General features: G+C 66.4%; 16 protein-coding genes and 2 pseudogenes. 13 read left to right on the forward strand and 5 right to left on the reverse strand.

The features are described 5' to 3' along the window. Positions 1 to 713 (reverse strand): annotated as a pseudogene (locus ACIBTM_RS44915) (hypothetical protein); the annotation flags it as partial. A gap of 183 nt (positions 714 to 896) precedes the next feature. Here ACIBTM_RS44915 and ACIBTM_RS44920 point away from each other — a divergent pair. The 3 genes from ACIBTM_RS44920 (at position 897) to ACIBTM_RS44930 (ending at position 4,119) form a co-directional block, all read left to right on the forward strand. Next, positions 897 to 1,868 carry a tyrosine-type recombinase/integrase gene (locus ACIBTM_RS44920; RefSeq protein ID WP_395883229.1) on the forward strand — a complete coding sequence of 324 codons (972 nt, stop codon included), beginning with the start codon at positions 897 to 899 and terminating at the stop codon, positions 1,866 to 1,868. Further along, positions 1,855 to 3,627, forward strand: coding sequence for a hypothetical protein (locus tag ACIBTM_RS44925; protein ID WP_395883230.1), 1,773 nt, complete (start codon positions 1,855 to 1,857; stop codon positions 3,625 to 3,627). The genes ACIBTM_RS44920 and ACIBTM_RS44925 overlap by 14 nt, the downstream gene beginning before the upstream one ends. Positions 3,628 to 3,930: 303 nt before the next feature. After that, positions 3,931 to 4,119 carry a hypothetical protein gene (locus ACIBTM_RS44930; protein ID WP_395883231.1) on the forward strand — a complete coding sequence of 63 codons (189 nt, stop codon included), beginning with the start codon at positions 3,931 to 3,933 and terminating at the stop codon, positions 4,117 to 4,119. A 30-nt stretch (positions 4,120 to 4,149) separates the two neighbouring features. Here ACIBTM_RS44930 and ACIBTM_RS44935 read toward each other — a convergent pair whose 3' ends face one another. Beyond that, on the reverse strand, positions 4,150 to 4,908 hold the full coding sequence (locus tag ACIBTM_RS44935; protein ID WP_395883232.1) for a hypothetical protein: 759 nt from the start codon (positions 4,906 to 4,908) through the stop codon (positions 4,150 to 4,152). 529 nt (positions 4,909 to 5,437) lie between these two features. Here ACIBTM_RS44935 and ACIBTM_RS44940 point away from each other — a divergent pair. The 3 genes from ACIBTM_RS44940 to ACIBTM_RS44950 are packed head-to-tail and all read left to right on the forward strand — an operon-like array spanning position 5,438 to position 11,775. Then, on the forward strand, positions 5,438 to 7,357 hold the full coding sequence (locus tag ACIBTM_RS44940) for a hypothetical protein (RefSeq protein ID WP_395883233.1): 1,920 nt from the start codon (positions 5,438 to 5,440) through the stop codon (positions 7,355 to 7,357). 6 nt (positions 7,358 to 7,363) lie between these two features. Further along, positions 7,364 to 10,222, forward strand: a complete 2,859-nt coding sequence (locus tag ACIBTM_RS44945) for an ATP-binding protein (protein WP_395883234.1) — start codon at positions 7,364 to 7,366, stop codon at positions 10,220 to 10,222. Beyond that, positions 10,219 to 11,775: a hypothetical protein gene (locus ACIBTM_RS44950; RefSeq protein WP_395883235.1), complete on the forward strand. Its 1,557-nt coding sequence runs from the start codon at positions 10,219 to 10,221 to the stop codon at positions 11,773 to 11,775. Before ACIBTM_RS44945 ends, ACIBTM_RS44950 begins: the two co-directional genes overlap by 4 nt. Positions 11,776 to 12,007: 232 nt before the next feature. Here the strand turns inward: ACIBTM_RS44950 and ACIBTM_RS44955 are convergent. Together ACIBTM_RS44955 and ACIBTM_RS44960 are read right to left on the reverse strand one after the other, a co-directional pair. After that, positions 12,008 to 13,319, reverse strand: a pseudogene (locus tag ACIBTM_RS44955) (IS256 family transposase). Between the two features lie 478 nt (positions 13,320 to 13,797). Next, positions 13,798 to 14,193: a hypothetical protein gene (locus ACIBTM_RS44960; RefSeq protein ID WP_395883236.1), complete on the reverse strand. Its 396-nt coding sequence runs from the start codon at positions 14,191 to 14,193 to the stop codon at positions 13,798 to 13,800. A 603-nt stretch (positions 14,194 to 14,796) separates the two neighbouring features. Here ACIBTM_RS44960 and ACIBTM_RS44965 point away from each other — a divergent pair. From ACIBTM_RS44965 to ACIBTM_RS44975, 3 genes are all read left to right on the forward strand, one after another. Further along, positions 14,797 to 15,225 (forward strand): Imm10 family immunity protein, encoded by a 429-nt coding sequence (locus tag ACIBTM_RS44965; RefSeq protein ID WP_395883237.1) that lies wholly within the window; start codon positions 14,797 to 14,799, stop codon positions 15,223 to 15,225. Positions 15,226 to 15,372: 147 nt separating this feature from the next. Continuing rightward, the gene (locus tag ACIBTM_RS44970; protein WP_395883238.1) at positions 15,373 to 15,690 is read left to right on the forward strand and encodes a hypothetical protein; all 318 of its coding nucleotides are present in this window, start codon (positions 15,373 to 15,375) and stop codon (positions 15,688 to 15,690) included. A gap of 438 nt (positions 15,691 to 16,128) precedes the next feature. Further along, on the forward strand, positions 16,129 to 18,819 hold the full coding sequence (locus tag ACIBTM_RS44975; RefSeq protein ID WP_395883239.1) for an MFS transporter: 2,691 nt from the start codon (positions 16,129 to 16,131) through the stop codon (positions 18,817 to 18,819). Between the two features lie 2 nt (positions 18,820 to 18,821). On the opposite strand, the gene ACIBTM_RS44980 is transcribed toward ACIBTM_RS44975, so the two are convergent. After that, a complete protein-coding gene (locus ACIBTM_RS44980) occupies positions 18,822 to 19,172 on the reverse strand; it encodes a winged helix-turn-helix transcriptional regulator (protein WP_395883240.1) in 351 nt (116 codons plus the stop codon). Between the two features lie 477 nt (positions 19,173 to 19,649). Between ACIBTM_RS44980 and ACIBTM_RS44985 the strand changes: the two genes are divergently transcribed. The 4 genes from ACIBTM_RS44985 to ACIBTM_RS45000 all read left to right on the forward strand — a co-directional run bounded on the left by ACIBTM_RS44985 (position 19,650) and on the right by ACIBTM_RS45000 (position 22,637). Continuing rightward, positions 19,650 to 20,291: a methyltransferase gene (locus ACIBTM_RS44985; protein ID WP_395883241.1), complete on the forward strand. Its 642-nt coding sequence runs from the start codon at positions 19,650 to 19,652 to the stop codon at positions 20,289 to 20,291. Between the two features lie 118 nt (positions 20,292 to 20,409). Continuing rightward, the gene (locus ACIBTM_RS44990; RefSeq protein ID WP_395883242.1) at positions 20,410 to 20,907 is read left to right on the forward strand and encodes a hypothetical protein; all 498 of its coding nucleotides are present in this window, start codon (positions 20,410 to 20,412) and stop codon (positions 20,905 to 20,907) included. Between the two features lie 428 nt (positions 20,908 to 21,335). After that, positions 21,336 to 21,860 carry a hypothetical protein gene (locus tag ACIBTM_RS44995; protein WP_395883243.1) on the forward strand — a complete coding sequence of 175 codons (525 nt, stop codon included), beginning with the start codon at positions 21,336 to 21,338 and terminating at the stop codon, positions 21,858 to 21,860. A 78-nt stretch (positions 21,861 to 21,938) separates the two neighbouring features. Further along, positions 21,939 to 22,637 (forward strand): SAF domain-containing protein, encoded by a 699-nt coding sequence (locus tag ACIBTM_RS45000; RefSeq protein WP_395883244.1) that lies wholly within the window; start codon positions 21,939 to 21,941, stop codon positions 22,635 to 22,637. The last annotated feature ends 18 nt before the right edge of the window (positions 22,638 to 22,655 follow it).

Genomic DNA, 22,655 nt, shown 5'->3' on the forward strand with positions numbered 1-22,655 from the left:
CCGATTTCGGGCGTGGGGTTGTCCTGGTTCATCCGGTCGGTGAACAGCAGCCCGGGATCGGCGCAGGCGTGCGCGGCGTCGGCCGCGGCGATCAGGAGGTCCCGCTCGCGTCCGGCACCGTCGAGCGCGGCACGCATCTGCGCGTCGGTGATGTGCAGCGAGATGTTGAACTTCCAGGCTTCGCCGCGCGCGTCCGCACCGACCTTGCAACCGATGAACTCCTCAGCTGCCGGGTGGTCGAGGGAGAGGATGGCCATGTTCCCGACCGGCCGGTCCTCGTGCCCAGAGTTCGCGCCGGTCACGGCGATGTCGTTGAGGTAGCGCAGCACCCCGACGGGGTCGTCCAGTTCGTCGAGGGCGAACCCGGTGCCCATTCCGGCCCGGTGGTAGCCGTCCACAATGGTCTTGACGGTGGCGAGGTCGCCGCGCAAGTCCACCGGTGGCACCGCGCAGGCGGCCAGAGGCCGGTCGGCGAAGCGCCCGGCGTTGGTCATGATCGGGGTGGAGAACACGATCCGTTCGGTGTCGCACGCCCAGCCGAGCCGCTCGGCGAACGCGGCCGCCCCGTCGGGATCGAACCGGGCGTCGGCGTGCTCGAGCGCGGCGACGATGCGGGTGATCATGTCCTGTGCGGTCTCGTGGTCGGAGATGATCCGGCCGGACCGCAGATAGGCTTCCAGTTGCGGGCTGGTGGGGAACGTCGACTGATACATCGCGGAAAGCCCTCCTCGGATGCGGCTGCTCAGGCCTGTGCCACACAACCGCCACCGGTCACCGGCGGGCAGGGGACTGTGCGGCTCCCGCGCGTGGTGTGCATGTCCTGCACATCCGTTTGCCCCGGCGAAAAATCGGTTACGGTGAGACGGCTGAGGTGGACATTCCCGGGGAGGAGTCCGATGCCCTCGACCGCGCACCGCGGGGTCGTCGCGGCCCTGACACGCCAGCAGCACACGCCCGGCGAGATCGTGCCGCGGCTACAGGTCGCCCCTTCGAAGACCGACGAGGAACGACTTCTCCTCGTCAGCCCCGAGCTGGCCGACGTCTTGAGCACGATCATCACCCGCGTCCGCGACCCCCGGACAGGCGCTATCCCCATGCTGACCAGCTACGACGTCGCAGAGAAGGTCTGGAACCCGCCGATGCCCCTGCTGTTCCAGTGGACCTTCGGCGGGCAACGCACGACCGTGTCCCGGCCACTGATCCGCAAGGGCATCAACGAGGTCATGGAGCAGACAGGACTCACCAACGCCGCAGGGCAGCCCCTCGACTTCGAACCGCACGACTTCCGAAGGATCTTCATCACCGACGCGATCAGCAGCGGCCTGCCTCCGCACATCGCTCAGGTACTCGCCGGTCACGCCGACTTCAACACCACGATGGGCTACAACGCCATCTACCCAGCAGACGCCATCGAGGCGCACCGCGCATTCATCGCACGCCGACGATCACTCCGCCCCGGCGAGGAATACCGGACCCCGACCGACGACGAGTGGGACACTTTCCTCGCCCACTTCGAGAAGCGCAAGCTCTCCCTCGGAACCTGCGCTCGTGCGTTCGGAACATCGTGTATTCATGAGCACGCTTGCCTTCGATGCTCACTCCTTCGGCCCGATGCCTCCCAGCGAGACCGGCTGATCGAGATCCGCGACAACCTAATCGATCGGATTTCCGAAGCCGAGCGCGAAGGTTGGCTCGGTGAGGTCGAAGGCCTGGAGATCAGTCTCGCCGGTGCCGAGGACAAGCTCGTTCAACTCGATCAGGCCCTCAAACCCACCGTCACCGCCCTGGGCCTGCCGACCTTCAGCCAGATCGCCAGAAAATCAAACGCCCCTGATCAACGTAAGGATCGTTGCTGTGGCTGGGGCTGACTGCGATTCGCTGACCTCCGTTGAGCGTGCGTTGATCGAGCACGTCGAGCGGGGGAAGCTACTCGACTTCGCGTGTGAGCAACCTGTCGATGAGGGCGCCATGCGCGCTTGGGATGATTCTCGGACCGTCCGGGCGTGGGTGCTGCGCGACATCATGCGAGGTCGGTTGGCGCCCGACCCGGACCCACACGGACTGCGGTTACGCGGCGTCCGAATTGTCGGCCGCGTGGATCTGGAAAATATCACCAGCACGGTCTGGCTTGAACTCTACGACTGTCTGTTGGAGGACGGGCTCGTCGCCTGTGACGCGCGGGTCGCCGGTCTCGTCTTGTCGGGTTGCCGGCTCGAACACCCCACACGGCCGCCTCTAAACGCACACAACCTCGCAACCTCCCGGGTCGATGTCAGGCGTGCAGTAGTCACAGGGCACAGTGCCCGCGGCGTGGTCAACCTGGCCAACGCTCACATCGGCGGGCTGGACTGCACGGGAGCGACGCTGCGCAACGACTCCGGTCCCGCTCTCAACGGCGAGCACCTGCAGGTCGACCAGAGCGTTTTCCTCGATCGCGGATTTGAGGCGAGCGGAACCGGAAAACGCGGCACGGTCCGATTGTTCGGAGCCCATCTCGGCGGGCTGGACTGCACGGGAGCGACGCTGCACAACGACTCCGGTCCCGCCCTCCATGGCGAGCACCTGCAGGTCGACCAGAGCGTGTACCTGCGTGGCAAGTTCAAGGCAACCGGCGCCGGACAACACGGCGCAATCTGCCTGCTCGGAGCCCGGTTCGGCGGGCAATTATCCTGTTTCGGAGCGACGCTATACAACGACTCCGGTCCCGCCTTCCACGGCGAGCACCTGCAGGTCGATCGAGGCATGGTCTTGCGTGAAGGGTTCTACGCAACCGGCGCCGGAGAACTCGGAGCGGTCCGCCTGCTCAATGCCGTACTCGGCGGGCTGAACTGTGCGGGAGCGACGCTGCGCAATGACTCCGGTCCTGCCCTTCTCGCCACCCGTCTGCAGGTCAACGGCCCCATGTTTCTTGACGACGGGTTCGAGGCGACCGGCGCCGGTGTTGTCGCCGTCAGCCTTAACGAGGTTCGAGTTGATGGCAGGCTGGTGTTCGACCCGGCGTGGCTGGAGCATGTCACCAATCCCCGGATGCGGCTCAGCGTCGACAGGCTGGTCTACGTAGGGCTGCCGGAAGGCATTTCCACCGACTCGTGGCTGTGCCTGCTGCGCAAGGGCACCCCAAAATACGCGGCCCAGCCCTATCAGCAACTGGCCTCTGCCCACCGAGTGGCTGGACACGACAGCCAAGCACGTCGCATCCAAATTGAACAACGCCGCGCCCAGATCCACCGCCGCGCACTCACCGGCCGTGCGGAACGCACATGGGCCCGCGTCACAGGATTGACGCTCGGCTATGGCTACCAACCCTGGAGAGCCCTCGTCGGCCTCCTTGCCGTCATCACCGCCGCCGCCATCCTCACGGCCATCCTCGGTGCGCATGGTGGTCTCGCCCAAGTCCCAAGGTCACCCACCTTTGCCCCGATCGGCTGCACGCTGGTTGAGCGCATCGGCGTCGGACTCGATCTCGGCACCCCCTTGATCACCTCCGGCGCCCGCGCTCACTGCGACGCCACTGACACCGCCACCGGACAGATCCTCACCATCATCGGATGGACACTGCGATTGCTCGCCTGGGCCTTCGCAACGCTGTTCATAGCCGGCTTCACTGGCGCAGTCCGCAAATCCTGAACTCCCGAGCGTGCCAGCGCCAAACCAGGTCTCGCCTCAGCTTCGGCGACCGTGGGCTCTGCGCCTTGCCGGGATGGCTTTTTCCGCGACAGGTAGCGCTCGCCATCCCGGTGTAGATGACGCCATCCACAGGCAACGCCCAGTTCTGCGGGGACGCGCGCGAACCTCGGCGAGGTGGGAAGTCCCGGAGCGTGACCTGAGGAGCTCCGTGAGCGACGACAGTCCTGGCCGCCAACTCGTTCTCGCCCAACGAAGCAGCGCAACCGGTAGTTCAGAGAAGGCCTGCTCTGCTGGGGCTGCAACATGACCATCGACACCTGCCCGCACCTCGACGGCTGTCCCCACGCGGTCTACCTCAACAACCCGCCCGCCCTCGAACTTCGGCTACGCCACCCGGACGCGGCCAAGGACCGCGAGCACGACCACGCCCGCATCGAGTATCTCGGCATCTGCCCGATCGCTCCGGCACGGGCGCGGCGAAGGAAGATCTGAGTCGACAGCGCGATCTCGCCATTCAGAGGTCTAGTCGAGGATGCCCCGTCGTTCGATGGACCGGGCGTCGACCTCACCGCTGTAGCCGTTCTCGTAAACGGCCGTGACTTTCTCGTTGCCATACATGTCGATCCGAGCCGAGACCACTCGCCCCTTGGTGTCCTTGGGAACCTTTGTCAGGAGGCCCAGGTCGTTGCTGACGTCCCGTGTTACACGGACGGCCTCGCCGCCCTGGTACCTGCGTGAGTCTTCGCTCCATTGGAAGCCGGGCTTGCGGGACGGGGTCCGGGTGTCGCTGTTGTGTCGTGAGCGGGATGGAGGCGCGTAGTTCAGGGGCGAGGACGTGGGCTCGGTCTCGGCTGGCAGGTGGTGCAGACTTCGTCCGTCGCTGCGATCGATGGGTTCGTGAATGCGTGACGCGCTGGGCGCCTTGGTGGCGTAGCGCGTCGGCCTCGTTGCGGGGTCGCCGGGCTTCCACGGTGTGGTCTCGTTCCAGGAGCGCGTCGGCGGCCCGAACTCGTCCGGCATCTCGCGATGGAGCTTCGGGTACTCCACCTCGAAAGCGTGGGGCCGGAGGAAAGGCGGCGGCAGGGACTCGTCGCGTGGCCCGTCCGGGTCGGTGTCGAGCATCGGCAGTTCGCCCTCGGGCCTCGGGCGGTACAACGGGACGAACGTCCGCTCACTGCGGTTCTCGGCCCGGCTGGTGTAGAGCTTCAGGCCGATGTAGACCCCGGCGATCGGAGCGATCACCGCGAATGCCACCAGAAAAATCACGAGAAACGTGTCCAACGCGGCTCCCAATCTATGGATTCCGGTTTTCGGGCCAAGAGAAGCTACGAGATCGACGGTCCGGTTAAGGTATTCCCGTTTTCAACTTCCGCTGGGGGCGCAATGCGCGCGTGCCTGAGCCCCCTCTACTTCGGCTGGCGTCCCGACTGCCGGAAAAGAATAGTGCCTCGATCGGCACGCAGGGCAACAGCGACAAAGAATAGCTCTAGCGGGTGACAGAATATGGTCGGCGCCCCACGATCGGCCGTCTCCAGCGAGCCCGGTTCAACGACGTTCTTCCGTGACATCCCGTCGGCTGCACGGGAGTGCCCGCCCCTGAGCACAGGCCGTTCGCAGCCCGTCTCCAGCGATTCCTCGACGTCGCGGATGACCCTCGCCACATTCGTGGATCCCCTCGCGGTAGGTACCGCTGTGGGACTCGGCTAAGCCGAATGGGTGTGTATCGGGTTCAGGTGTTCCGGTCGGCTTCCTCCTCGGCCAGTGTCCTGATAATCACTGATCGTCATCAGGTGCGAGGGGAGAGACGGTTGTGGGAGATGACGAGCGGCTGAGGTTCGCCGACGGCGCGCCGCAGGTGCCGCAGACGGCTCTGGCGCAGGTGCTGTTCACACCAAACGGCCAGGGTGGCGGCCGGTGGGGGTGGACCCGGCAGCAGTCCACGATGGAGGACGAGGAATTCGGGCAGGTCGAGCCGGTCTGGTCCGAATCGAATGCCGCCCTCGAGCGGTACCGGCGGTGGCAGAGTGCCGTGTGGCGCGGTGGCGGGGCGCGGATCATCGGGGCCGGTCTCGCGCTGGTCGCCGGAGGATTGCTCGCCCCGGCGATCTACTCACCCGCCGGGCAGTGGACGCAACTGGCCGTGGTCGTGGGCGCCGTCGTGATCGTCGTTCCACTGCTCGTGCCGCCGCTGCTCATCTTGTCGGCGCATCGCCGCATCGGAGCGTCGCGGCGCCGGTTCGATCACGCGCACGCGGCGTGGACGACGGCGCGGTACAAGCACGAGGAGCACCAGCGGCGCCGCCAGGAGCAGGGCCACCGGTGGGAGCCGGTACGCCCGGATCCGGTGACCCGCCGGGTGGACGTGTGGGGCGGCACCGGCGATTCCTGGGCCAGCCTGGTGGCGACCCTGGGCGGGTCGCTGCTGGCGGAGGGCACCAGCGTGGCGGTGGTGGATTTCAGCGAGCAGCACGTCGGCGCGGGCCTGGCGCTGTTCGCCCGCCAGCGCGGCCTTCCCGTCGCCCAGATCTCCCTTCCGCAGCAGCTGAACCAGCTGGACCCGCTGGCGCGGCTGACCCCGGCCGCGGCCGCGACCCTGATTGCCGAAGCGGTCGACACGCTGCCCAGCACCGGCATCCGCAGCGACGACCGGACACTGCACAAGACGCTGATCCACGCCGTCACCGAGACGCTGGGCGGCGAGCTGACCTGGTCCCGGCTGGTGGCCGGTCTGCAGGTGCTGCGTCGGGCCCACGGCCTGGCCGGGGAACAGGTGCCGCTGAGCCCGCAGGAGATCCGGTCGATCACCGCGAAGATCGACCTCGTGCAGGCCGCCTCCGATCGGGTCGGCGAGCAGATCCAGCGGCTGGTCGCCGTGCTGTCCCCGCTGACAGCCGGCGAGATCCACCCCACGGCGAGGGCACAGCCGCCGGAGACTGGACCGGTGTCGCTGTGGCCGCCGTACGGGCTGAGCGTGGTGAGCACCGGCACCGACGACAACGCGGTCAAGGAATTGGTGGACGCGCTGCTGGTGCAGCGGCTGATCATCGACCTGGCCAGGGACAGGGACCGGCGTTCCCCGGCGGCGCTGGTGCTGGCCGGCGCGGATCACCTCGGCGTGCGCGCGCTGGAGATGCTGGGCCGCAGGGCCCGCGCCAGCGACGTGCAGTTCGTACTGCTGTTGTCCGACCTGCGCGAGGAACTGCGTCCGCTGCTGGGCGTGAACGAGGGAGCCACGATCCTGATGCGGCTGGGCAACCCCCAGCACGCGCTGACCGCGGCGGAATACATCGGCCGGGACCACAAATTCGTGCTGTCCCAGGTCACCCGCTCAGTGGGCGAGAACTTCTCCCGATCCCGCTCGGCCTCCACCGGGCACAGCGACTCGACCGGCCGCACTGACACCTCGGGCCGCGGGATGTCGCGGGAGCCCTACACTTCGCTGGCCAGCGGGCTGTCGAGCAACACCCAGGAGACGGTGACCCGCTCACGGGCGCAGACGTGGCAGGACACGGTATCCACCACCACCGGGGAATCCGAGGGCTCCAGCCGCAGCCGCTCCCGGGTGTATGAGTTCCAGGTGGAACCGGTCACCATCCAGTCCCTTCCGGCCACGGCGTTCATCCTCGTCGAGTACGGCCAGCAGGGACGCCGGGTGGTCGCGGGCGACTGCAACCCCGGGCTGGGCATGCTGGCCGAGGTCTGGTCACACCAGACTGGCAGGCAGGGGTAGAACACCGTGCTCACGGGATACACGGTGTGCCGGCTGCGGCAGGTTCCCCGCGCGGCCGAGGGCAGCGCGCCGGTCGACGATCCGGGCCAGGCACAGATATTCGCGGCGTTGAGCGCCGCGCACGCACAGCTGCGCGCGGAACCGGACGCCGAGCTGATGGTCGCCTGGCACCGGCCTCGCCACGGCGCCCCGTTGCGGATCCTGCTCGGCGGACGACCCTGGTGCCCGCCCGTCGGCCACGCGACCGGCGCCACGGGGGTGCCGGTCGCCTACCCACCCGGCGCGATCGGGGATCACCTCGCTGCCGACACGGTGCGGAAATCGTTCAACACCCTGGGCGCGTGGGTGCGGTGCACAGCCGCGATCGACCCGCTGTGGGCCGCCGATCCGCAGGAGGGCGCGGATCCGCCGCGGCGAGGGGGATTCGACGACTACATCGCGCATCTCCGCGCCCCCTTCGTGTGGCTGGTCCTGGCCCGCCCCCTGCAGACTGCCCAGGTTCAGCAGGAACTGGACGAGCTGGAAGCTGACATCCCCACGTTGCGGCTGCGGGACAACTCCGAGCAGAGCAGAGTGCAGCTGACCCGGGCCGAAGCGCGCTACCGGGAACTGACCCGCGCGATACCGACCGGGGTGTGGGAGACGTCCGTGCTGGTCGGCGCGGACACCACCGACGAGGCCCGGCGGGCGGCCGCGCTGCTGTGCGGCGCCTGCGACCTGGCAAACCTGCCCTACCTGCTCATCCCCGGCGACGACGTCACCGACCTGGCCACCGCCGCGAAGCCACCCGGCCCAGGACCCGACCGCCCCTCACCATCCTGGTCACGAGCCGGGACCGGTTCGGTGATCCGGGGCACCACCGAACTGCTCGCCGCGATCGCCCGGCCACCACGGCGGGAACTGCCCGGCATCCGGCTGGTCGAACGCGCCGACTTCGACCTCACCCCCGACCACGGACACGAACCCTGTGACGAGGCGCGGATCATGCTGGGGGACATCCTGGACGAGGCCGATCAGCCGGTCGGGGAGTTCACCGTCTCGACCGCCACGATCAACCGGCACGTTCTGACCACCGGCGCCACCGGGGCCGGGAAATCCCAGACGACCCGCCACCTGCTGGAGCAACTGCACCGCCACGACGTTCCGTGGCTGGTGATCGAACCAGCCAAGTCCGAATACGCCGGGATGGCCGGCCGGATCGGTGACGACCAGATCGTTGTCCTGCACCCCGGCGACCCGGACACGGTGCCCTACGGTCTCAACCCGCTGCAACCGGAACCCGGTTTCCCCCTGCAAACCCACATCGACCTCGTGCGAGCGCTGTTCCTGGCCGCGTTCGAACCGGCCGAACCGTTCCCGCAGGTCCTGAGCCAGGCACTGGATCGCTGCTACCGCGACCTCGGCTGGGATCCGGCCACCAGCGACTCCCGGCTCCCCGGCGTGACACCCCGCTACCCGCGGCTGGCCGATCTGCACCGCACCGCCCTGACTGTGGTTGAGGGCATCGGCTACGGCAAGGACATCAGCGACAACGTCCGCGGCTTCGTCGACGTCCGGCTCCGGTCACTACGGCTGGGGACGCCAGGACGGTTCCTCGACGGCCACTACCCGCTCAGTGTCGAAGACCTGCTGCGGCGCAACGTGGTCCTGGAGATCGAGGACATCGGCGAGGACACCGACAAGGCGTTCCTGATGGGAGCCCTGCTCATCCGGATCGTCGAGCACCTGCGGATCCGCCACACCCGCAACCCCCGGCCCGGGCTCCGGCACGTGACGGTGATCGAGGAGGCCCACCGGCTGCTGCGCCGTGCCCTCCCCGGTTCACCGACCGCGCACGCGGTGGAAACGTTCACCGCGCTGCTGGCCGAGATCCGTGCCTATGGCGAAGGAATCGTCGTGGCCGAGCAGATCCCGGACAAGATCGTCCCGGACGTCATCAAGAACACCGCGCTGAAAATCGTGCACCGGCTGCCCGGCGAGGACGACCGGGACGCGGTCGGCGCCACCATGAACCTCGACCCAGCGCAATCCCGGCACATCGTGTCGCTTCCCGCGGGCCGGGCAGCGGTGTTCGCCGACGGCATGGACCGGCCGATCCGCATCACCGTCCCCTACGGCGAACCCCGCGAGACACCACCCCGCACCGCCGGGCGGCTCACGCTCGACTGCGCCGACACCGGCCCGGTCCTGACCGCCCGGCAACTCGCCGAAACCGAACGGATCGCCGCGGACCCGGAACTGATCCTCTGGATCGAACTGCTCACCACCGCGCACCTGACCGGCCAGCCCTCACCATCCCCCCGGAAGGCCTGGTGCGCGCACCTGCTCGCCCGACCGCCCCACGACCTGATCGACCACGCGATCACCCACCGCGTCAACGCCGCCATCGACACCCGATACACCGGGCTCGCCGAATTCTTCCAACCCGAACACCTCGCCGCGCACCTGAAGGAGGCCGCGCTACACACGATTCATCACCAAGCACCGCCGTGCACCCAGGCCGAGGTCACCTGGCAAGCCGGCCCCTATCGCTGGATCGACGTCCACCGCGCCCTGAAAACCTTCGGCGGCGATGGCCAGCACCCCGACACCCCCGCATGGGCCGCCCGAGGACTGCACCTGCCCGCGACCACCCGCACCGAGCAACAAGCACAGCTACGCGCCCACCGCGCACGCCACCGCAGCCCCAGCACGACCATCACCGGCGAGGCACCCACCGCCTACCACCACGCACTCCACCAGCTCAGCGACGCACCGGAGCACCATCAACGACTACGTGACGCGGCCGCACACCTGCACCTGGAAACACTGTGGCCTGCAGAGGTCTTCCAAGCCGAGCAGCCGACACCACCTGAGGTCCCATGACGAACCCACGTTCCGGCTTCAGCTTCGACGCCCCGCACCCAGCGACCAGGCAAGCGGCGGACAACCCCGCGACCGACACTCCCTTCGACGCCACGTCCCCTCGTGACCAGGCCGACGACAACAGCACCACGGCCACGGGACCACTCGACAACGGCGAGCCCGTCGCCGAAGACCATGGTGGTGCTGACGATCCGGCCACCGCAAACCAGCAGGACCCGCTCGACACCGTCGACGCCGCACCACATCACACCGACACGGCGCCCACGGCACACCCCGGTCCGGTGAACGTGGATCTACTCGACACGATCGACGACGCGCCGCAAAACCTCGACCCGAGTTCCACCACCGATGGCGGCGCCGACCTCGAGACAAAGGTCGCCCCCGACCGCACCGGCACGCCCGCCACCAGCGAGACCGGACCCGCAGGCAGCCCGACGCAGGAGGAGAACATCTCGCCGCCCCACCAGGGGCCCGCGGACACCGACAACGACCCGCCCTCGCTCGACACCCTCGAAGCGGCCGAGGACAGCTCCGTCGACCTCGCCGCCCCAGCGGACCAGGACCATCACACCATCACCGCACCGCCCGCCACATCTCTCGACGCGATACCCGAACCAGCCACGGACCACACAGAATCCGTCACCCTCGAACACACGGCCAGCGCTATCCACGGCGACAACGCGCCAGGGGACAACAACGGCGAGAAGGCACCCACCCACGTCGACGCGGCGAACGATGCTCCGCCTGCTCCCGAAACCGCTACCACGGTGGGGGACAGTGACACCGCGCGCGACGAGGAACTCTTACCGCCCGAACAAGACACTGACGCCAGAACAGATTCTGTGCAGGACACTGCCGAGGAGCAGACACGAACCGCTGCAACGACAACGGAATCCTCGCACCAGGATCCGGAGACCATCACCGACTCCACGACGGCACCAGGGGCCACGGCTGCGGCTTCCAGCGAAGCCGTCACAGACGCAGCCACCGAACACCGCAGCGACGACCGGTCCGCGACGGCTGAGACCGACAGCGCAGGAACAGAATCCGTCCATGGCAGCGAACCCTATGGGAATGGTGCCGTACAAATACCCCCTGTCTTTGGCACGCTTGGCAACGGTGTTGAAGTAAAATACAAACCGTCGTTCAATGCGTACGCCCTTGCTCTTGGGAACGATCGACTCCTCGGGGTGGCACGCGATAGCCTCAAATATAATTACAAGCAATATAAGGACGAACAGGCCCTCGAAGGTGAGACTAAGTCATATTGGGAAAAGTCAAGGGGGCATCGGGTGGCGCGCGTCATCGGCCGCAATGTGGACAAGAACATGACCCCGCTATCCAATTATGCCTCCAGGGCTATGGAGGACGGGATAAATCACGCGCCTCATTCGGTTGTATCAATGGCGCAACCGGGCCAGTGGGGCTACGTATCAAACGCCTTGAAGCTAATCCCCGCCGACCAAATCTCACAAACTATAATGAGCTTGTCATTCTTGGCGGCAGTTGCTTATAAAAAATTCAAAGATGCAACTTTAAAACGAAAGGGCTGAGCAGAAGCTGCTCGGCGGCCCTCAAGAGACGCATCGCACCCGGACATGCTGGCAACCCATAGCGCTGGCCGCCTGGGGAACATGTCAGCGGTGTGGCGCGACAATCCGTGCACAGGTCAAGCGCAAGAAGGCCGAAGCGGACAAGAATGAGTTGACATGGTCGAGCTGCTAGCCGGCGGGCCAGGATATCCGGGGTCTGTCAAACGAACGGTGTAACTCAGGTTGAGGGAAATTACTTGCGTCCGGTGGCCAGGCGGCCGTCGAAGGCGATCTCGAAGGCGTTCAGCGCGGGTTTCCAGCGCATGGTCCAGCGTTTCCGACCGGCGCCGGTCGGGTCCAGACTCATGATCGCCATATAGACGCACTTGAGCGCGGCCTGTTCGTTGGGGAAGTGCCCGCGGGCCTTGACCGCGCGGCGGATGCGGGCGTTGACGCTCTCGATGGCGTTGGTGGAGCAGATCACCCGGCGGATCTCCGGATCGAATGCCAGGAACGGTACGAACTCGGCCCAGGCGTTGTCCCACAACCGCACGATGGCCGGGTAGCGGGCGGGCGCCCCAGGTCTCGGCGAACTCGGCGAACCGCTCGCGTGCGGCGGCCTCGGTCGGCGCGGTGTAGACCGGTTTGAGGGCTTTGGCGATCGGATCCCAGTGCTGGCGGCCCGCGTAGCGGAAACTGTTGCGCAGCAGGTGGACAACGCAGGTCTGAGTGATCGTCTGTGGCCAGACGGTGGTGATCGCGTCGGGCAGCCCGGTCAGTCCGTCGCAAACGACCATGAGCACGTCGGTCACTCCGCGGTTCTTCAGTTCGGTGAGCACGTGCAACCAGTACTTGGCACCCTCGCCACCGTCGCCGGCCCACAACCCGAGGATGTCGCGGCGGCCCTCGCAGGTCACCGCCAACGCGACGTAGATCGGCCGGTTCGCGACCTTGCCGTCCCGGATCTTCACGTGGATGGCGTCGATGAAGATCACCGGATAGACCGGGTCCAGCGGCCGGTTCTGCCACTCGACCATGCCCTCGATGACCTTGTCGGTGATGGTGGAGATGGTCTGCCGCGATACCTCGGCACCATAAACCTCGGCCAGGTGCGCGGAGATCTCACCGGTGGTCAATCCCCTGGCAGCCAACGAAATCACCATCTCGTCGACCCCGGTCAGGCGTTTCTGCCGCTTCGCGACGATCTTCGGATCAAAGCTGGCGTCCCGGTCACGGGGCACGTCGACCTGCACAGGCCCGACGTCGGTCAGGACAGTCTTGGAGCGGGTGCCGTTGCGTGAGTTGCCGGTCCCACGGCCGGCCGGGTCGTGCTTGTCATAGCCCAGGTGATCGGTGATCTCACCGTCCAGCGCGGACTCCAGCAACCGCTTGGTCAGCTGCTGCAACACCCCGCCCTCGCCGGTCAGCTTCAGCCCACCAGCCTTGGCCCGGCTCACCAACTGCTCGACGAGCTGGTCGTCCAGGCCATCCAAACCGGTCTTGGACTTCGAGTCCTCAGCGTTCTCCACGCCGGACATCATGTCGGTCATCAGATGCACTTCCATGATCAGGAGTTACACCGTTCGTTTTACAGTCCCGATATCCGCAGCCGAGACATCCCGGGGAGACGCCGGGGCAACAGGCTGAGCACGGGTGCGCCGCCGAGGTGCGGTGACGTGCTGAGCTCTCGTGCGGCAGTAGAGGAGAGGTGGCACAGCAATGGCAAAGTCCCCCGGGCTGGCGTCGGCAGTGGGGCGGGCGTGATGCCGCGGCGACGGGGTGATGCCGTGGCCGTCATACGGGAGACCAGCGTGAGGGTGCTGTGCTGTGTGATGGACGCGCTTGCCAGGATCGCCGGAGAATTGGGCGAGTCGCGTGATGAAACCGTGCGGCAGGTTCTCAGCGAGTACGTCGAGGCCGAGGAGGCGCGCGAGCCCGATGACCGGCTCACGCATATCGCTCCAGTCCTGCGCTACCCGCCAGTCACCCCGGCGAGGAACGCCACGACTGGATCAGCGGCTGCCGTTGCGCCTGCCCGACGGCCTAGCCGACCGGGCTCGCGCGGTGTCGATTGCTGGTCAGCTTGGAGAACACGTCCTTCCAGCACTCGTCCGGCATCTCGCGCGGGCGCTGTTTGGGCAGCTTCGGGTTGTAGCGCAGCTTTCCCTCAGCCCGGAACGGCTCCAGCGGGTTGTGATGCGCGTTCGGCCGGTTGCCCCCGCGGCCTCGATCCCGGGGAATCGGATTCACCAGCGGCCCTTCGTGGAGCTCCTCGATCCAGAACTCGTAGAACGCCCTGATCACCGAGTTGTTGTGCCGGATGGTCCGCTTCGCATACTGGTCGTCGAGATAGCGCTTGCGAGTGATCGGGTTGATCGCGCCCGCTGTGGCCACCGAACTGGTCCGCGGTGAGTTCCGCTGCTTCTGGACCAGTTGCATCCAGAGCGCCAGATCACGACCTTCAGCCGGAGTGGCCCGGTCCAAGGAACGTCAACAGCACGCAGCCACCGCCACCAGCGCAGCAGAACGTGCGCATAGCTGCGGACCGACCCGAGGCTGGTGTCCCTGGCGACGACATCGGTCAGATACCGGCGAACCGGTTCCACTGGCCGCCCAGCGTCATCAGCCACCAACCAGGGCACGACGCCCTCGTTCGCAACGACCCGCCCCCACCTCGGCAACCGGATCGAGAGGATGCCCCGATCGGCATCGACTAGCACCTTCTCGCCCACCTTCAACGATCTAGGTGGAGGAGGTCTATCGGCGTCCAGCCCAGCCGGCACGACACCAGCCCGGCGTGTCTCCGCTTAGTCCGGTCAACAGATCGGGTTCCGGCCCTAGTTTCCGGGTCGGCTGTGGGGGTCGGGTCTAGTCTGCGGGCCAGTGGCGGGCCTGGCGCGCGGCTTGGGAGAATGCCGCGGTGCAGAGCTTTGATCGTGCCCCTGGTGGCGCGGCTGTGTCGGGTGAGCGGTTCGAGGTCGTGTTCGCCGACGAGGTCCGCGGTGGGCAGCGGCTTCCGGGACAGAGGCGCCGATGATGAGGATGACCGCTGCGGAGGTCGGGTTCTTCGAGGACCACGAGGACGAGGAAGCCTTGGAGGTGGGAATCGCCGGGGTCGACGGCGCCGGTGTTCGGAGGTCGTTCTCGATCCAGCGGTCCACGTACGAGCCCGACGAGCAGGAAGTCCGGTCAGGGATGGACTCCTACAACGTCTCGACCGAACAAGGTCTCACGGTGTACGGCTGCCTGCGCATCGTGCGGCTCACCGGTACGATACTCACCCTCGAGTTCACCGCCGAGGACGCAGGGATCCTGGAGATCTCGACTCCCGTGGAGGTAGACCTGAGCGGCTTGGGGATCGATGACGCGGACCTGTCCGGGTGGCTCCGCAAGATCCTGGACTGGGGCGCTCGCGAGAAGCGACCGGAGTTGATCGGGCTGGACACTTCCGGCCCGTCCTCCGGTGAGTGACGTTCCCAGGCGTCCGAAGACGGGTGCCGCCGTCCGCAAAGCCCAGCCGTACCTCCGACCTACGGATGAACAACGCTCGACCACACGACCGCGCGTACCGCAAAACCGGGTGAGCTCGCTCGGCAACATGGACGAAACGAGGGACTCGTGACCTGGTGGGCAGCAGTGTGGGGCTTCGCCGGCGCTCCTGCTGGCAGTTGGGGTGGTCAACTCATCGCCTCTCGCCGCGAAGATCGCCGTTCGCAACGTGAGCAGGAACGGTCCGGCGCCGCTCGGTCGGATGCAGTCCTGGTGTGCCGGCTGACGCTGGAAGCGCTCGACTGTGCCGAAGAAGCGCGCTCACGGTCGTGCTCCATCGGTCAACGGCTTCGTCGAGGTGAAGAGCTCCAGCTCTCGCTGAAGTGCGTTTCGACCTTGGTGACCTTCATGAAGGCGCCGAGCGCGCCGAACGTGCATTGGCAATAAGTCATACTACCGGGCATCGTCTGGGCGAGGGTATAGGGCTCTGTGGTCTTTGGGCGATGCCCACGAATGCTTTGGTCGACACAACGCGGCCATGCAGTGCTGGCGCGCAGCAAGGACGCTGTTCACCGAGATCGGCGCAAACGAAGTTGCGGGGCGAATCTAAGAGCACGGGTGCCGTGCCGTTGCCTCCGGGGTAGGCCAGGTCCGCACCCCCCCCGTCGAAGCAGTATGGGTTGGTAGCAGTGGTGAATCAGACTCTAGGCCGCAGCGAGTGGCCTGCAAGCCCGCCGTAGTAACCATGTGTAGTCGGTATGGTACTTCCGAGTGAACCTAACTTGCGAAGAGCGACCTCTTCCCGGTTCGCACCTAACGTAGCTGTCGGGATACTCGCTGTGGCAGCGGTATGGGGGCCGCTGCTTTGAGGGTTGCGGGGAGGGAATGGCTGAGCAGGGCAGAGCTGGCTTTTCAGTGCCGCTGCGCGTGCGCGAGTTTCGCTCGCTTTGGATAGCCGAGCTAGTGTCGATCGTCGGCGACCAGGTTGCTCGCGTGGCGCTGTCTCTGATGGTGTTCGCCCAGACCTCTTCCGCGGTCTTGACCGCCTTGACGTACGGCCTGACCTTTGTACCTTCGGTCCTGGGCGGGTTTCTCCTCTCCGGTCTGGCAGACCGTTTTCCGCGTCGGACAGTGATCGTTATCGCGGATATCGTGCGAGCGGTTCTGGCTTCGCTGATGGCGATTCCTGCTATGTCGCTGCCTGCGTTGTGGGTATGCGTGGGTTTGCTGAGCGTCGTGGCGGGCCCTTTCAAAGCGGCTCACATGTCGCTGATCCCGCAGGTCCTCGAGCGCGATGACGAATATGCGGCGGGCGTGGCTCTTCGGCAATTCACTACCCAGGCTGCTCAGCTCGCTGGTTTCGCCGGCGGCGGGTTACTGCTAGTCGTCGTTGAACCCCACGTTGGCATGCTTGTGAACTCGGCGACGTTCCTGTGCGGCGCAGTCCTGGTCCTTGCTGGAGTTCGTGCGCGGCCAGCCGCTCGCGGCCAATCTTCGGCCGGTGAACATCGTGCGGGCGATGTTGGCCACCGTGGCAAACTTGCCGTCCTTTTCGGGCTGGCATGCCTCCTTGGCCTGTATATCGTGCCGGAGGGGCTCGCTGTGCCGTACGCCAGCGAGTTGGGCGTCGCCGCATGGGGTGTGGGTCTTCTCCTGGCAGCCGATCCTGCCGGAAGTGCGATCGGTGCTTGGCTCACGACTCGCATACGGATTCCGACATCACCGTTCGCCGCTATTGTGCTCGCGGCTGCGGCCGGACTCGTCCTCGTGGTCTGCGGACTCGGGCCTGGGCTTTCGATATCCGTAGCACTCTGGGCACTCTCGGGGGCGCTCTCCACTGCCTGCCTCATCCAGACGCAGACGATGGTCGTCGGCGTGGTTCCGGACCGGCACCTCGGTCGGGTGATGGGCCGGATGGCAACCTGTATGTACTGCTCGCAGGGTATCGCCGTGGTTCTCGGCGGGCTCGCTGCTGAGTCGATCGGCTCGTTCCGCGCAGTCGCGGGTGCCGGGCTGATCGCCGCTGTTCTGGCGTTGGCACTCCTCGGTATGTGGAACTGGACCGGCTCCCGGCGCAGTCGCGGGAACCGGTCCGAACGCGTTGCGGATTCACCTCACCATTCCTTTCCGGCCATGACGAGCACCTCCTCCCAGGAAACGGACTGCAGGGACGGATCGCCGACGGAGGCGGGAGCAACGCCAACCGTGGTTGGACCGTCCGGGGACGCAAGCGCAGCCAGTATGAAGGGTGAGGATCACAGGACGAGTGGTCGGATGCGCAACGTATTCAGATGCAACCGAAGAGCGACGAAGGGGGGCCTCATCGCCTTGCGGCCTCGCGTGGTCGCCTTCGTCGTTGGCGTTGTGACAGCTGCAGTCGTCACAACGGTCGTGGTGGCTGTGAACAGTGCGGTTACCTTGACAGGCTGGATCGAATTCGGAGTACTGCTCGGCGCAGGGTTGGCCGTCGCGGAAGCGACGCGGTACATCGAACGCATTCGCAGACAGCTGTCGGATACGCCGCATGTCAACATGAGTTCGGTTTCGATCCTGGCCGTGACGATGTTGGCCGGCCCGGCCCTCGGCGCGGCCACGGTCGTCCTCCTGTATCTGCACTTGTGGTGGAGAACGTGGCGCTGGACTTCCGGGGTCCCGATCTACCGGGCGGTGTTCAACGCCAGTGTGATGATCTTGTCGGTATATGCGGCGTGGATCGTCGTTCACGCGGTTCCGCATGGTCAGATCCTGGATATCGTCCGACCGCAGGACCTGATCGGGCCGGCGCTGGTCATCGCGACATTCTGGACGATGAACTCCGTGCTTGTCGGGGCGGTGATAGCGCTGGAGGACGGCGAACGGTCGTGTGCGCGTCTGCTGGGCAGTTGGAGCGACAACGCCTTGGAGATCGTTACGTTGTGCATCGGCGTCCTGACTGCCGCCTTGATGATATGGCGGCCGTGGCTGATCGCGTTCGTACTGCCCACCGTCTACGTGCTGCACCGCAGCGTCCTCGTCAAGCACCTCGAGCAAGCAGCGACCACGGACCGGAAGACTGGACTCCTCAACGCGACCAGTTGGCGAAGCCTCTCTGAACGTGCGTTCGGCAAGGCTCAGCGGTATCGAACATCGGTCGCGGTGCTGATGCTCGATCTCGACAGTTTCAAGCGCATCAACGACACTCAAGGCCACCTTGTCGGCGACCGGGTGCTTCAAGCTGTCGCTGACACCGTCCGGCGTCAGGTCCGCGCGTACGACCTGACCGGACGCTTCGGCGGCGAAGAGTTCGTCATTCTCCTACCGGACGCGGCGGTGGACGACGCCGTCAGCGTCGCCGAGCGGATCTGCGCGGCCGTTCGAGCGCTCCGCTTCGGCGAAGAAGGCGAGCAGCTAGCCGAACTTCGAGTCAGTGTGTCGATCGGCGTCGCACAGTATCCCGGCGTTGGACAGGACCTCGAAGAGTTGCTTCTCGCTGCGGACAACGCGATGTTCGCGGCCAAGCAGTCGGGGCGCGATCGCGTCTGTGTGGTTAAGGGTGCGTCGCCATCATCGCGGGTTCCACAAGCTGACCACCGCTGACGTCAGTCGACTCGGACGGCGTCGTGGTCGTCCTGATCCTCGTACTCCTGAGCCCACTCGACGAGCGGACGAACCGCCCGAAGGAGGGCTCGACCCTTAGGAGTCAGCTCGTAAACGGAGACACCAGAGCGCTGCGGATCCGAGAGTTTGTCGATCAAGCTGTGTCCTTGCGCTCGCTTCAAGGTGTCAGTGAAGACTCGATCTGACAGGGGGGCACGTCCGCTTCCCCCCGGACGATGCTCGGCCGTGTTGACCGCCGTCAGCAGTTCCTTGTACGGCATCTCTCCGAGCGCGAGCGCGGCGAGGACGGAGATCGTCCACTGCCCGCGCAGAATCGAGACGGCATCGTTCACTCTTTGCTGATACGAGATGTTTTCCCCACCCATACCGTCAGCTAACACGACTCGGCGGCTCCGCATGGGGGAAAGCTCGACTCGGTCGGCCACCTGCCCCAAACGGGTGAAAGGTGGCCTACTGAGCCAACACTCACCCGGGTACTTACCTTGCACTCAGTCGGCCCCGTGGGTGTACGTGTTGATCTCAGCCAGGAAATGGACTGCCTGGTGACGCAAGAGGAGCGCGGTCGGTCAACTGGGTATGGCAAGCCAGCGGGAGTAACGCATTTCGGGCTCGCTCATTCAGTTGGCCGCCGTTCAACAGTTTCGCCCCATAGGGCACGTCGCTCCGGTTTGACTCAGGCAGGTGCCGTGAACGTCGGCACAAGCGGCGAGAGGAGGCGAGAGCGATGGCGGCCGACAACACATGGGACGACACAGTGTTCGAGCGAAGTGATCACCGACTTTGCTTTCCTACCCGTTTGGGAGGACTCCGTGGTTTCGATCATGATGGTCGCGGCCGGTGTGGGAAGTTTCGTCGCGGGCCCCGCAATGCTCGCGGCCGCGAAGTGCACGACGGGCACCGCTCTGATGACCGGGCTCCGGACACAGGTCGCGGCCGCGGCCACGATGTCGGCCGCGACGGTGATGGCGAGCTGGATCGGCTGGCTTCGGCTGGGCGCGACGCCGAGCTGGCTGGTGTGGTGCTGGGCCTCCGCGCTGGGAGTTGGTCTCGCGTTCACGGATCTCCGGTGCCGACGGCTTCCGTTTCCGATGGTGGCGACACTGGCGGGCGGTTGCGCCGTTCTCTCCTTCGGCATCGCGGTCATGGATGGGGCCTGGTCGAGGTTCGGTTTCGCCTGCGCGGCTGCCGTGGTCGCGTACGGTCTCGCGTCTCTGGTTCAGCTCTGCGCGCCGGACCACACCGGAGGAGGCGATACGGCGCTATACGGCGCACTCGCGATGTTCCTCGGATGGTTCGGATGGGACTGCTTACTGCGAGGCCTGCTATTCGCCAGCGGACTTACCGCGGTTGCCGCCCTCGTGGTCGCGGTGTCGTCCAGGAGCGTGAATTCCACGTTCGCTGCCGGTCCGTCGCTGCTCGGCGGAGCATTGGTGAGCGTCGTCGTGGCATAGACAGATCGGTGACCGCGCCTGGACGGCGTGGTCACGCATGGGCAGTGTCCGCATTGGGGAGGAAATCGTGCACAAAGTCAGTTCTCGTAGGGCACTGTCGACTGTCCTGGCCGGAGCCATGGTGCTTCTGGTGGGCTGCGGCGGCGGCGCCGGCCAAGTTTCGCCGTCGGCATCGAACCTGTCTGCACCACCTCAGGCGGCGAGTTCTGCGGGCCAGGACGAACGGGCAGCAGTCGAGGCGGCATACTCCGCGTTCTGGTCTCGGACTCTCCAGACCGACGACGAGCCGGAGGACACTTGGCGGGCTGCGATGGCGGCAGTGGCGGTGGATCCCCAGCTCACCACGACGCTGAACGCGATGCGCGCTCAGAAGCAAGCTGGGATCGAGGTGTACGGCGACGTTACCGCGCGGATCCAGTCGGTTCAGATCGACGGCGCGTCCGCCATAGTGAGGGATTGCCAGGACGCGTCGCGCACCGGACAGGCGGATTCGACGACCGGCGATCCGAAAACTGTCGGGGTGCCGAGGAATCCGGTGAGCGCCGACTTGAAGCGGGATAGCTCGGACGGCCGGTGGCGAGTCGCCAAGGTCGCGTTTCCCGGCGGGACATGCTGATGATCCGGCCACGCTGTACGTGGGCGACTTCAATGGGACTCGCCTGCCTGATTGGAGGAACGGTTGTCCTCGTCACGCCCCAAGCGCACGCCGTGCCGCCGACCGCCGATGACGGTCAGGTCATCGTGGTGCCGGGCGACTCGTCGGGGCTGGTCGCTCCGCCGACGGTCGACATGGAGGCGCTGCGGCAGCGGGGGCAGGCTCCTGTCCGGTCAGGCGGGCCAGGGAGAAAACCACTAGGTCAGGACCGGCGGGCGGCATCTGGAAACGGTGCACCGGACCCGTCGGACGGGCTTCCTGCAGGTTGTTCGCTCGGTGGTTTCGGTGTTGGTGGCTCACCTGGTGTCGGTCGTGCAGGTGGCAGTGCGTTCGGGATCCGCTGTCTTCCTTCGCTGCCTGCGGACGAACTCGCTGCTGCAGGTGGACCGGTGGCTCCGCCTTTGCCGACGCCGGCGGAACTCGCTGCGCGCGCGTTCGAGCAGTTGCGGTTGCCGTTGCCGGTTCCTCGTCATTCGCCGGACGTTCGGCTGTCCGATGGTCGGGCCGCCACGATCGTTGGGGAGAACACCTGGATTTGGACTGATCGCAGTGTGTGGAAACCGGCGGTCGAGCGGGTACAGGTCGGCCCGGTGTGGGCCGAGGTGACCGCGACGCCGGTGGGAATGGCGTTCAACTCGGGGTCCGGAGGGTCGATGGCCTGTTCGGGACCAGGGACGCCGTATGACCGTTCGCGCGGGTTGCATGCGGCCAGTCCTGATTGCGGTTTCGTGTACACCCATAGTTCGGTCGGGCAGCCAAACGATCAGACCACTGCGGAGTGGGCGATCCAGTGGTCGGTGAGCTGGATCGGCTCGGACGGGACCGGCTCCGTCGGCGGCGACTTTCCAGTGATGCAGTCCCGGGCGAGAGCGACGTTCGCTGTCGCCGAGGTTCAGGCACTGCGCGGGAATTAGAACCGCATTCTGAGAAACCGTTTCCATGACGCTCTGAGCACGCCGAACACCATTCTTGGATTGTGAAGGAATACCGCTATGGGTACCGCTTTGTCTTTTTCGCGCCCACAGCAGGCGCACGGCAGTGACTCGGCGTTCGCCGAACAACCCGGAGATAGCGAGCCGCCGCGGGTGCCACGGCGACGGCGCTGGTGGCTGTTGGGGGTCGCGGTGGTGCTGGCCGCGGTCGTCGCGTTCGGCAACTACGCCCTGATCGCGGGGCAGGACGACCGGGTCGACGTCCTCGCGCTGACCCGCGAGGTGAGCTGGGGGCAGACGATCGGCGAGGGCGATCTCGGTGTGGTCAAGGCAGTGCCGGACCAGCCGCTGGCCTCCATCCCGGTCGGTGACAAAGCCAGGGTCGTGGGGCAGGTCGCGCGGTCGATCCTGCCCGCCGGGACGGTGCTGGCGCCCGGGCAGCTGTCCGGGCAACCGATCCCGGGGCCAGGCGAGCGGCTGGTGGGGCTTCCCATGCGGCCGGGCCATCTACCAGCCCGTGGTCTATCGGCTGGGGATCTGGTGCAGATCACTCCGATCGCGGCCAGCAACGGGCCGGACGTTGGGCAGTCCCCGGCGAACACGTCCGGTCCGTTTCGTGCACGGGTGCTCGGCGTCGGCCCGCCGGATTCCACCGGCGCGGTGACGGTCGATGTCGTCGTCGGCGCTGACGCCGCGCATGCCGCGACCAGCGCCTCCGCCGGGCAGGTCGTCCTGGTCCAGCTCGGACCGGGCGCGTGAACGAGACCGGCTGTCGAA

This window comes from Amycolatopsis sp. NPDC049868, from assembly GCF_044461365.1.
In the GTDB taxonomy this organism is placed as follows: Bacteria; Actinomycetota; Actinomycetes; order Mycobacteriales; family Pseudonocardiaceae; genus Amycolatopsis.